9 protein-coding genes are annotated in these 12399 nt (G+C 41.3%); 6 read left to right on the forward strand and 3 right to left on the reverse strand.

What is annotated here, in order from left to right; translation table 11 throughout:
* The first annotated feature begins 114 nt into the window (after window positions 1-114).
* On the forward strand, window positions 115-1521 hold the full coding sequence (lpdA, locus tag F2B13_RS02335; RefSeq protein ID WP_149275675.1) for a dihydrolipoyl dehydrogenase: 1407 nt from the start codon (window positions 115-117) through the stop codon (window positions 1519-1521).
* A 53-nt stretch (window positions 1522-1574) separates the two neighbouring features.
* Here the strand turns inward: lpdA and F2B13_RS02340 are convergent, their stop codons facing one another.
* Both F2B13_RS02340 and F2B13_RS02345 read right to left on the reverse strand, forming a co-directional pair.
* The gene (locus tag F2B13_RS02340; protein ID WP_149275676.1) at window positions 1575-1808 is read right to left on the reverse strand and encodes a CDGSH iron-sulfur domain-containing protein; all 234 of its coding nucleotides are present in this window, start codon (window positions 1806-1808) and stop codon (window positions 1575-1577) included.
* Between the two features lie 33 nt (window positions 1809-1841).
* Entirely contained in the window at window positions 1842-3026 is a 1185-nt protein-coding gene (locus F2B13_RS02345) for an acyltransferase family protein (RefSeq protein WP_149302982.1), read from the reverse strand.
* A gap of 201 nt (window positions 3027-3227) precedes the next feature.
* Between F2B13_RS02345 and F2B13_RS02350 the strand changes: the two genes are divergently transcribed.
* From F2B13_RS02350 to F2B13_RS02365, 4 genes are all read left to right on the forward strand, one after another.
* The gene (locus F2B13_RS02350) at window positions 3228-3761 is read left to right on the forward strand and encodes an NADPH-dependent FMN reductase (RefSeq protein WP_149275678.1); all 534 of its coding nucleotides are present in this window, start codon (window positions 3228-3230) and stop codon (window positions 3759-3761) included.
* Window positions 3762-3772: 11 nt separating this feature from the next.
* On the forward strand, window positions 3773-5074 hold the full coding sequence (locus F2B13_RS02355) for an anthranilate synthase component I family protein (protein WP_149302984.1): 1302 nt from the start codon (window positions 3773-3775) through the stop codon (window positions 5072-5074).
* A gap of 102 nt (window positions 5075-5176) precedes the next feature.
* Entirely contained in the window at window positions 5177-6481 is a 1305-nt protein-coding gene (gene tilS / locus F2B13_RS02360; protein WP_149275680.1) for a tRNA lysidine(34) synthetase TilS, read from the forward strand.
* The gene (locus F2B13_RS02365) at window positions 6481-8472 is read left to right on the forward strand and encodes a protein-disulfide reductase DsbD family protein (protein WP_149275681.1); all 1992 of its coding nucleotides are present in this window, start codon (window positions 6481-6483) and stop codon (window positions 8470-8472) included. The genes tilS and F2B13_RS02365 overlap by 1 nt, the downstream gene beginning before the upstream one ends.
* Before the next feature lie 45 nt (window positions 8473-8517).
* Here the strand turns inward: F2B13_RS02365 and F2B13_RS02370 are convergent, their stop codons facing one another.
* Entirely contained in the window at window positions 8518-9696 is a 1179-nt protein-coding gene (locus F2B13_RS02370; protein WP_149275682.1) for a hypothetical protein, read from the reverse strand.
* Between the two features lie 166 nt (window positions 9697-9862).
* Here F2B13_RS02370 and F2B13_RS02375 point away from each other — a divergent pair, with 166 nt between their 5' ends.
* Window positions 9863-12259 carry a penicillin acylase family protein gene (locus tag F2B13_RS02375; RefSeq protein ID WP_149302985.1) on the forward strand — a complete coding sequence of 799 codons (2397 nt, stop codon included), beginning with the start codon at window positions 9863-9865 and terminating at the stop codon, window positions 12257-12259.
* The last annotated feature ends 140 nt before the right edge of the window (window positions 12260-12399 follow it).

A 12399-nucleotide genomic window follows, 5' to 3' on the forward strand; every position in this document is an offset into this window, starting at 1 on the left:
AAAAGAGTATAGTGCACAAATTGAGGGCATTGCCCAAACCCAAAACATTCGTACTTTTGTACGTGATTCTTTCTGAATCGAAATAAATAGTTAATTAGACACGAAAATCATATTATGAGTCAATACGATGTGGCCATTATCGGCTCCGGCCCAGGGGGATATGTTGCTGCCATACGCTGTGCGCAATTGGGCATGAAAACTGCGATTATAGAGAAATATGCTACCCTTGGGGGTACCTGCTTGAATGTGGGCTGTATTCCGTCGAAGGCCCTTTTAGATTCTTCACACCATTACGAAGATGCCGTAAAACATTTTGAAGCCCATGGTATCGAAGTGTCTGGAGAAATCAAGGTAAACCTTGAAAAGATGATTTCCCGAAAACAATCCGTAGTCGATCAAACTTGTGATGGTGTCAAGTTTTTGATGGACAAGAACAAAATCGATGTGTACGAAGGCTTGGGGCGTTTTGAGGATAACACCCACATCGAAATAACGAATGATGAGGGGAAGACGGAGACCATCGAAGCAAAGCATATCATTATAGCTACCGGAAGCAAGCCTTCGACCTTGCCTTTCATCGAGATTGACAAGGAGCGTATTATTACTTCTACAGAAGCCTTGAAACTAAAGGAAGTACCGGAACATCTAATTGTAATAGGCGGAGGGGTCATCGGTTTGGAACTAGGCCAGGTCTATAAAAGGCTCGGGGCAGAGGTAACCGTAGTGGAGTTCATGGACCGCATCATTCCCACGATGGATGCTGCGCTTTCAAAGGAACTGATGAAGGTGATGAAAAAGCAAAAGGTGAAATTCAATCTTTCGCATAAAGTCAAATCAGTGGAACGAAAGGGAGATCAGGTCATTGTAAAAGCGGACGACAAAAAAGGTCAGGAAGTCGAGTTCAAAGGCGACTATTGTCTTGTATCCGTGGGAAGGAGGCCTTATACCGAAGGATTGAATGCCGAAGCAGTTGGAATCAAAATAGATGATAGGGGAAGGGTAGTGGTGAACGAGCATTTACAGACCTCTGTAGATAATATCTATGCCATCGGTGATGTAATCAGAGGAGCCATGTTGGCTCACAAGGCCGAGGAAGAAGGAACCCTTGTTGCCGAACTATTAGCAGGACAAAAGCCGCATATCGACTATAATTTGATTCCCGGTGTGGTATATACCTGGCCTGAAGTGGCTGCGGTCGGAAAAACCGAGGAGGAATTAAAGGAAGCCGGAGTTGCCTATAAAGTAGGACAATTTCCCATGAGGGCCCTCGGGCGTTCAAGAGCCAGTATGGATCTCGATGGATTCGTAAAAATATTGGCCGACGAAAAAACGGATGAAGTTCTAGGGGTGCATATGATCGGTGCACGATGCGCAGACTTGATCGCTGAAGCGGTTACTGCCATGGAATTCCGTGCATCTGCAGAAGATATTTCCAGAATGAGCCATTCTCACCCAACTTATGCCGAGGCTGTTAAGGAAGCGGCATTGGCCGCCACCGACGATAGAGCCTTGCATGTGTAAACCCTGTGTCAATTAAAATAACATCGACCCGGTCAATTGTATGGCTGGGTTTTTTATAGGGAGTTGTGGGTACCGTCACAATAAGGCGGTGTACTGGTTTGTTTACACGTGCACAACCAGCCTTCCCGATTTTCCTTAACCTCAAAGACAAGCGGTGGTGTGGCCTTGTTGGCCCTGTGTGAACCGTCGCAAAAAGGTTGCTCACTACTGAAACTACAAGAGCACCATGAGTAACGCTTTCCTGTTTCTAAATCTACCTTAATGGGGGAGTAGTTTTTTGTGTTCATATCAATCGTGGTTTCGCACGAAGATACAAAAGCCTAGTTTTTGGCGATACCAAATTTTCGTAAAAGTCGGTAGAAAAAGGTTTTTAAAGAGTTTAGAACCCATAGTCCACCTATTTCAAGTTTTGAAATTGCGTAAAGGACAAACGATCTCAGGGCATCCTTTATTTTCACCTCATATTTTTCATAGCCCAAGGCCAAATAAGTACAGCAAACAACAAACAACAATGCACCAATAATTACTGTTATCGGGGATAAGGAATGATGAAGAAAACGATATAGCCCAAAGCCCGTAAAACTTCCATAAAGAATAATGAAATGAATCACGTAAATGGTCAAGGTACTTTGTCCGATTTTAATGAGGGTCGTATGATTCAAAAGATTTCTCATGAACATGAATAGGGCAAAGACCAACAATACATCACCTAAACGAATAAAAAGGTAATTGTTATAATATATATCCGAGAATAAAGGGATACCCGTCCAATTCGCAAGGGACATAAAGAAGTCCGAAGAAAAGGAAATCAACAAGAACCCTAAGGATAAAGAAATACCAATGGCCACTGGATAGAGCCATTTGTCGGTTCTGTATCTTGAGAAAAGTACAGCAACGGCACCTCCAAATGCGGCATACCCAAACCAGGGTACAAAGGTAAACACAGAACCGTTAGCTTTCGATACGTAATTGGCCAATGCAACGGGCAGAAAGGAATAATCCCACTGTTTGTATATCGGTTCAAAAAGAAAAAGAAGTAAAGTTATTGCCACAAGTACAACTGGGAATACTAATTTCTTACGATCTTGGGTAAGTAAGTATAAGGCGATAATCCCCAAAATAGAAAGCCCGATACAATGCAATACATCGACCAGATAGAACGAGGCGTATATCTCACCGTTAATCAGGCCTAGAAGGTTGGTGCGCAGGAGATACCCAATGAACAAGAGCTCCAGTCCGCGTTTTACCCCTTTTTTTATCCTAGGGTTTTTCAACCCTGTTTCTTGGTTTCTAATCAACAAAAAGGTGAAAATAAATCCGGAAACGGTGAAGAATACTGGAGCTGTAATGCCTCGAAAGTATTTCCAAATAGTATATGCTGTATTTGACGTATCCCGAAAAGCATTATCGAGAAGACCATCGATAAAGTGCCCCTGGAGCATCATGAGAATTGCCCAGGCTCTAATGGCATCAATGAAATACAATCTTTTGGAAGCTGAATCCATTTGATTAAAAATTGCTTATTCTTTCTATTTTCCGTACCGCTATTATTCTAGCAGTAAATACAAGTTCGTTTCGCTATAAATAACGTCCTATATACTTGTATAACAGTAGTTTTAGATCTTTGGCGTTGCGAAATTACTTAAAATACTCGCAAATCAATGGTATTTCATATATTTTAGCATGAGAATAGTCTAAACAGATTTATGGGTAAAATATTGGCATTTGCTGGAAGTAATTCTTCCACTTCAATTAATTTCAAGTTGGTGAAACATACGGTGAATGGCATAGAGGGGCACCGTGTTCAATTGTTAAACATGGCTAATTTTCCCTTTCCCATGTATAGCGCTGACTATGAAAAAGAGCAGGGGTATTCCAACTCTTTAATAGAATTTAAGAATGATTTAGGTAAAGCTCACGGTATTATTCTTTCGGTGAACGAACATAATGGCCACCCTTCTGCATATTTTAAGAATTTGCTTGACTGGCTTTCTCGTCTAGAACGCAACTTCTTGAAAGATAAACCGGTATTGCTCATGTCTACCTCCGGGGGAAAACGGGGGGGGCTAGCATCGCTGGAGGTTTCCAAAAACCTATTGCCCAGATTTGGAGCGAAAGTTGTAGCAACTTTCTCCCTTCCCTCGTTTGATGAAAATTTTAGCGAAAACGAAGGTATTGTAGATACAGAATTGGCCAGTGCGCACCAGCATGCCCTAACGGTTTTCTTGGGAGAATTATAAAATACTGCCTTTTGCGAATTACGGCTTCTTATAAGGTTTCCGATACAACAGCATTCAAAAGGAAACTCTTGGAATGGGCTCAAAGCTTTGACGAAGTGGTCTGGTTCGACAGCAATGGTCACCGCGATCGTTATTACTCGTTTGACACCTTATTGGCAGTGGATGCCCTAACATCGTTCCAAACAGACTTCATCAACGGCTTCGACAACTTGAAAGAATACCAATCCGCGACCAAAGATTGGATTTTTGGCTACTTAACCTATGACTTAAAAAACGACATTGAGCGACTTAGCTCAGGGCATACGGATCGCCTAAAATTTCCAGAAATACATTTTTTTCAACCTAAAAAGGTTATACGGGTCAAGGACAAGGAGGTGCTGTTCGATTATTTGAATATCGTTGCTGACGAGATACAAACTGACTATGAAATGTTTTTAAGTAAGCATTCCTATAAAACGGATATACATCTTAATAATCAGTCAGTTAAAATAAAAATGGGTATTTTCAAAGACGAATATTTTCGCCAAGTGAAAAAGATGTTGGTGCATATTCATCGCGGAGATATCTATGAAGCTAACTTCTGCCAAGAGTTTTACGCTGAGAACACGCGTATAGATGCATTAAAGACCTACCAAAGGTTAAATAGTGTTTCAAAGGCGCCTTTTGCTACCTTTTTGAAACTACATGATAAGTATTTGATTTCTGCCTCCCCGGAACGCTATCTTAAAAAAAGGGGAACCAAGATTATCTCGCAGCCTATCAAAGGCACGGCTAGGCGTTCAGATGATATAAAGACAGATCGCAAGCTTAAACTTGACTTACAGGAGAGTAGCAAAGAAAGGGCCGAGAATATAATGATTGTGGATTTGGTACGGAATGATCTGTCTAAAAGCGCACGGCGAGGTACCGTTGAAGTTGAAGAATTGTGTGGTGTGTATTCCTTTGCACAAGTGCATCAGATGATTTCTACGGTAGTGGCCCGGGTTGAACCTGAAAAGAATATTATTGAAATCTTAAAAGAGACTTTTCCAATGGGAAGCATGACCGGGGCACCAAAAGTGTCGGCCATGAAAATCATCGAAAGACTAGAGGCTTTTAAAAGGGGTTTATATAGTGGTTCGGTCGGCTATATCGATCCAAAGGGAGATTTTGATTTTAATGTAGTTATTCGGAGTATTCTTTACAACGATACCGAGAAATACGTTTCTTTCCCCGTGGGAAGTGCTATTACTGCGCTGTCTAATCCTGAAAGCGAATATGAGGAATGCTTATTGAAGGCGAGGGCTATGCGAGATGTTCTTGAAAATGGTTGACCTTTTGTACCTTAGCCTTACGATTCTAATGTACTCTTCTTGGTAATGTCTGGCACGGCTTTGAGCAAAAGTGCTAACGGGTCTAAATCAAAAATTTTCATTATGCTTAAAGCGTTCAAAAGCCATCTAAAAAAACACTTTCCCCGATTGCTGGACCAACATTTTTTATTGGCCTGTAGTGGTGGAATAGATAGTATGGTTTTGGTCGACCTCTGTAAGAGGTCTAAATTGGATTTTGCCGTGGCCCATTGCAACTTTAGGTTGCGAGGGGAATCAAGTGAGGGAGATGAAGCATTTGTTCGTGAAACTGCTATTAATTTAAACATACCATATTATATAACTCATTTTGATACTGTGGGTTATATGAATAATAATAAAGTATCACTTTTAATGGCAGCTCGAGAACTTCGCTATGCGTGGTTTGCAGAAATAATGGCAGCCAATGGTATCGAGAGATTGGTTACGGCCCATCATGCGGATGATGATTTGGAAACATTTCTGATCAATTTATCTCGGGGTACGGGTATCGATGGGCTGGTGGGCATACCGGAAAGAACGGCTAACATATCGCGCCCACTTTTAAAGTTTTCTAGAATTGAAATTTCAACCTATGCCGAAGAGCAAGGGGTTCAATGGCGTGAAGATCAAACCAATGCCGAGACAAAATATTTAAGGAACAACATCAGACATCGCATCTTGCCGTTGCTTAAAGAATTGAATCCCAGTTTCTTAAAGCATTTCAAGAATACACAGTACTATTTGGGGCAGACAGCTGAAATAGCCAGAAACCAAATCGAACAGGTGCGTGAAGCACTTTTTCTAAAAGAGGATAACTTAATCAAAATCCCTGTCACAAGTCTGATGACCCTCAATCCCTTGGAAGGGTATCTATATGCCCTGTTTAAGAATTTCGGATTTACAGAATGGGGCGACATTAAAAATTTGCTCTCTGCGATGAGCGGTAAAGAAGTTAGATCTGCTACGCATCGACTTGTAAAAGATCGTGATTTCTTACTATTGAAAACGCTCGAACCAGAAGACCATTCTAAATATCTCATCTACGAGCACGAGAAGGCTATTGTTGAACCCGTTGCGCTCACTATAAGAATGGTGGAGCGAATGACCGATTTTGGTAAAAACATACTTTATGTTGATAAAAATGCGTTAAAGTACCCGTTAACGGTAAGAAAGTGGAAAAAAGGCGACTATTTTTATCCTTTGGGACTAAACGGTAAAAAAAAGCTTTCGAAGTTTTTTAAGGACGAAAAAATAGATATGATTTCCAAAGAAAATCAATGGCTTCTATGTTCCGAGGGTAGCATTGTTTGGGTGGTGGGACGACGTGCCGACGACCGTTTTAAAGTCACCGAAAAAACCTCTCAAATTTTAAAATTCGAATTAAATTAATGAGACAGATTACCATATTTATTGTATTGTTTGTTAGTGTTTTATATTCCTTTTCTCAAAGTGATGAAAATCCCGTTGAATGGTCTAGCGAATGGAAGAAAATCTCGGAGACTGAATACGAATTGATTTTCAAGGCCTCCATTTATAAAGGCTGGCATATATACTCGCAATATACAGACGAGGGCGGGTCTTTGCCCAGTGAATTCACCTTCAAAAGTGCAGGGGAAGATTACGAATTGATAGGACCTACTAACGAAAGTGAGACCATTGTAGAGTATAGCGATATTTTTGAAGTCGACGAGACCTTTTTCAAAGATGAAGCTATATTCACTCAAAAGATAAAATTGCTTGATTCAGATGTCAGGCAAGTCGATGTCGGCCTCTTCTATCAAGTTTGTAAAGAGGTTTGTATAGGTGTGGACGAGGATTTTAGCTTTGTATTCGACGGAGGTGCCGTCGCAAAAGATCGGCAAAAAGTGGATCAGCGTAGTCTAGCCATGGGAGAGGAGCTCAAACTGAATTTAAAGAACAAGCAGCTGTTGAGCCAATCGGTATCAGAAGTTGGTACCGCGACCAGTTTATGGTCTATTTTCGGATTGGGATTTTTAGGAGGGTTGATTGCATTGTTGACGCCGTGTGTCTTTCCGATGATCCCTCTTACCGTTTCATTTTTCACAAAACATACGGAACAAAGGTCAAAAGGGATAATGAATGCGCTTTTGTACGGATTTTTTATCATTCTTATTTATTTCCTTTTAAGTCTTCCCTTTCATTTGTTCGATTCGGTAGATTCCCAAATATTGAACACAATTGCTACCAATATTTGGCTGAACGTACTTTTCTTCTTGATATTTGTGTTTTTCGCTTTTTCTTTTTTTGGGTATTATGAACTGACTTTGCCGAGTTCATGGGCCAATAAAATGGATGCTGCCTCCTCCAAAGTGGGCGGTGCTTTCGGCATTTTTTTTATGGCCGTTACCTTGGCCATAGTCTCTTTTTCATGCACGGGACCTATTTTAGGAGGACTTTTAGGTAGCACGGTACTCGAAGAGGGAAATGTGGCCACCAATCTCTCTATGGGCATGACCGGCTTCGGACTAGCCCTAGCTCTGCCTTTTGCGCTTTTTGCGCTGTTTCCGGCCTGGTTGAATTCATTACCTAAGTCTGGAGGATGGATGAATACCGTAAAAGTGGTTCTGGGTTTTCTTGAATTGGCACTGGCCCTTAAATTTTTATCGAATGCCGATTTGGTGGGTAATTGGGGCTTTCTTAAACGAGAAATATTTGTGGGTATATGGGTATTGCTCTTTCTCTTACTTACCTTATACTTATTTGGTATACTTCGCTTTCCGCACCATGGTTCGAATCCAAGAATGTCCATCCTTAGAAAAACCGCCGGACTAGTAAGTGCAGGCTTTTTTGTGTACTTGTCATTGGGGCTTCTTAACGTTACTGACTTAAAACTACTCAGTGGGTTCCCACCTCCTGCATTTTATAGCATTTTTGAGACTGAGAGCGATTGCCCACTAGGTATTGATTGTTTTAAAGATTTTGATCAGGGTGTTGCCTATGCACAAAAGATCGACAAACCTATTTTACTTGATTTCACCGGATGGGCCTGTGTAAATTGCCGCAAAATGGAGGAGAACGTTTGGAGCGAGACCGATATCTACCCCTTGTTGAAAGATGAATTCGTGTTAATATCCCTGTATATTGATGATCGAAAGGAGCTTCCGATAGAAGAACAGTTTAGTTTCAAATTTCAATCGGGTCGTGTTAAGCAAATAAAGACGGTGGGGCAGAAGTGGGGTACATTTCAGAGCTTAAACTTTAACGCGGCGTCCCAGCCCTACTATGTGCTTTTATCCCCGAATTTAGAGGTACTGAATAAAGCGGTTCAGTACACCGATGCCAAAGCCTACCGCGAATGGTTGATGGAAGGACTTCGGAATTTTAATGAGATTGCCGATAGCTCCGTGACCACGAAATAAAAAGGCCGCCAATGGCGACCTTTGTAATAAGTTCAAATAAAATCTTTATCTCGCTACGGTCTCGGCCATTGAAGCGTTTAGAATATTGGTGAATTCGGCGATAAAAGCATCGTGTACTTCTTGTTGGCTAAGAATTTGTCCCTTTTTCTGGCCACTCTGTGCCAGTTCATACCCTTTGCGAGCTGCTTTTAAGCGCTGTAAAGGAGTGCCATGATGGCCCGGACTATCGAATCCGCAGTCACCAATGTTATAGAAAGCGGTCAGAAAATCCTCGACTCTTTTCCAATTATAGGTAGCACCACGTTTGTGCGTAAGATAATATCCCGTAATAAAATCGGCTTCCAATTCCGTCATTCGTGTAGACGCGGCATCGTTTTCTTCTGGGAAAGCTGGAAGCGGATATTCCCAAACACCATAATTCAAGAACTGTATCTGATGGCCCCATTCGTGGGCTAAAATACTAGACCAAACCACCTTTGGGTCAAGACCTGTATCCTCAAGTAAAGTAACGATACCATCGCCAATGACAATAATTTGGCCGAAGGTAGCGAAGCCATCTGAAGCATAAAATGGATTTTCGGGTATTTGGTCACTGGCCGTATTAAAATGTTGTGCAATGGCCAAAATACCATCGATTTCTTCATCGGTTAGAGGAGGTAAGGAATAATTCTTGTAGACATACCTCATAAACTCCAAATTAAGTAGGGTCTTGGTATGCTGCCCCCTAACCGAAATTTGGTCTGGCATATTCCAGAATTTTTCAAGGCTACGCGTGCTTTTCCTCATATAATTGGTGTACTCGCCGTTCTCTCCGAAATAATCGGTGTTGACACCTTCGAAAGCAGCAATTTGGTTGATGACGAAATAATCGCCCAAAATAATCTGTATAGCTTCAGGGTTGCCGTCCCAAGCCGAAATGAAGCCATTGATAAGCGCGTCGTTGTAGTAATTTGCTACGGCGTCAAAAGGGGTTTCACCACACTCACTGGGTGCAACAGCTTCCGTATTGATTTCCGTTTCGAAATCTTTTACGGTAATACCCAGAGCATCGAGGTCAAACCTACTCGTAGTCAATAGGTCTATTGATTGAGCCTTGGCCTCGGTAGCCTCCGGCACTCCATCAGAATTTATTTTGGGAGCAAAATCTTCTTCCTCACTACACGATAGCAGTAAAAGTCCGCCAAAAACTGTCGGAAGGATAAACTTTTTAATACATGTTTTCATATAGGTTTATATTTTTGAATTTGGCCGAATTTATTAATTTTTTTTTAACAAGTATTGTTAAAATTAAAACATTTTTGGTACGAAAAGAGTTTTTTTATAAAAATAGAATAAAGTAGTTTGCATTTTTCTAAATTCACAAGATTTAACTTTCCTAAAACCGATCAAGGTGCGCATACTCAAGAAAATACTGTTTTCTTTCTTAGTGGTAGTTGCCTTTTTTTCTATCGTAGTACTACTTCTAATATTCAATCTTAAACCAGATTATCACGGTACGAAAGAATTACCGAATCTTGGTGCTGAGGTCAAAGTCTATTACGATTCTTATGGTATACCGCACATTTATTCTGAAAATGAGAGAGATGCTTTTCGAGCGTTGGGCTACGTGCATGCACAAGATCGGTTGTGGCAAATGGAACTATTGCGAAGAATTGCCACAGGGCGCCTATCCGAAGTATTTGGAAAGGATTTGTTGGCAACGGACAAGCTTTTTCTATCCTTGGGCATCGATGAACATACGAAGGTGACCGTTGCAAACTTGGATAGGGATAGTAAAATGGTGCAACTAACAGAAGCTTATCTCGACGGGGTGAACGCTTTCGTGGAAAAGGGACCGAAACCTGTAGAATTCTATCTGACGGGTATCGAAAGCGAACCTTTTACGTTAGAAGATGTATATAATACCATTGGATATATGGCTTTTAGCTTCGCCATGGCCCACAAAACTGACCCTCTTTTGACCCGAATGCGTCAACAGCTGGGGGAAGAGTATCTAAAAGACCTGCCCATCGACTCGGACACATCCACGGTCTTCATCAAAAATTATAAGCGCAACATCGCCGATTCTATTTCAGCAAATATGATGTCTGCCGTGGAAAAAGCTTTAAAGATTTTACCGATACCGCAGTTCGAGGGGAGCAATAGCTGGGTAATCGCCCCCGAAAAAACAAAAGAGGGTAAGGTAATATTTGCCAACGACCCTCATATCGGTTTTTCCCAACCGGCGGTGTGGTATGAAGCCCATATAGTTACTCCCACCTTTGAGAAATACGGCTATCATTTGGGAGGTGTTCCTTTTCCTTTGTTAGGTCATGATAGAAATTTGGCCTACGGACTTACCATGTTCGAAAATGACGATATCGATTTTTATTTTGAGGAAACGAACCCTTCTAACAAAACGGAATACAAAACCGAATACGGTTGGGAAGCCTATGAGACCATTACCAAGACAATAAAAATAAAAGATGATGAAGATGTGTCGTTTTCATTTAAGAAGTCAAGGCACGGCCCCTTACTCAACGGTATTGCGGACCAAATCTTAGAAGACCGGCCGGTTGCCATGTCGTGGCTGTATACAAAATTAGAAAACGAGGTGATGCACGGTCTTTATGGCATGGTACAGGCTACAAATATTAAAGATTTTCGTGAGGCATTGCCCAACATCCATGCACCTGGGCTTAATGTTATGTATGGAGATGCACGAGGAAATGTAGCTTGGTGGGCAACTGCAAAGTTGTACAAAATGCCAGACAGCGTTTCTACGAAGTTTGTTTTAGACGGTACCACCGGAAAAGAAGAACCCTTACATTTTCTTGATTTTTCCGAGAACCCCCAAGCTATTAACCCTCCATGGAACTATGTCTATTCAGCGAATAATCAGCCCGATAGTATCGCAGGGATGTTATACCCTGGATATTATCTTCCAGAGAATAGGGCGAAGCGTATCGAACAGTTACTAGCACCTAAAAATGATTGGGATCAGCAAGCTGTTTCAAAAATGATACTTGACGTCACTTCCCCAGTTAATACGGAGGTCATCACAGGGGTTATTAAATCTATTGACGCAGCGCAGTTTACCGAGCAGCAGATAGAAATGATCGATCTGGTGAATTCATGGAAAGGGGATTATCCTTTAAATTCGGTCGCAGCTACCTTTTATCATCGTTGTGCATTTTATGTGCTAAAGAATGTGTTCGAAGACGAATTAGGGCCGGAACAGTTTCGACAGTTCATGGACACCCATCTTTTAAAAAGAGAAATTGCTTTTGGGGTAAAATTGCATGATTCGAAATGGTGGGATGATGTAACCACTGATGATTTGGTCGAAACACAAAGGGAAATTCTAGGTAAATCGGTCAAGGAAGCATGGCAATCCCTCGTAGAAGATTTTGGAGCCGATTATAAAAAATGGACATGGGACAAAGTACATACCCTAGAACACGGTCACCCCATTGGCCAGATTGATGCGCTACGATCGTTTTTCAATGTAGGACCGTTCCCAGTTATAGGTAGCCGCGAGGTTATTAACAATATGAGTTTTCCGTATGACAGTACCGGCTTTTATCACGTCGGTTCAGGACCATCGACGCGACGGGTCATTGATTTTTCCGATGTAGAAAACAGTATTAGTATTCTGCCCACAGGCCAATCGGGGAATCCTTTTAGTAGTCATTACAGGGACCAAGCAGAAATGTATATTAACGGTGAGTTTAGAAAAATGATGATGAACAAAGAAGAAATCATAAATTCTTCCGAATCGCTTCTCGTGCTCAAGCCTAAAAATTAGGTATAAGCAATGATATTATTTCTTGGAAACTTGTATTCTTCTCTCTATATATAATTTAATTAAGTATTATCTTAAATATTTTGAAGGATAATACCTACTAAAAAATGTTTCCTTACATTTATAGACTCACTAACAAGCCC

The sequence above is a fragment of the Pareuzebyella sediminis genome (assembly GCF_008367235.1).
In the GTDB taxonomy this organism is placed as follows: domain Bacteria; phylum Bacteroidota; class Bacteroidia; order Flavobacteriales; family Flavobacteriaceae; genus Pareuzebyella; species Pareuzebyella sediminis.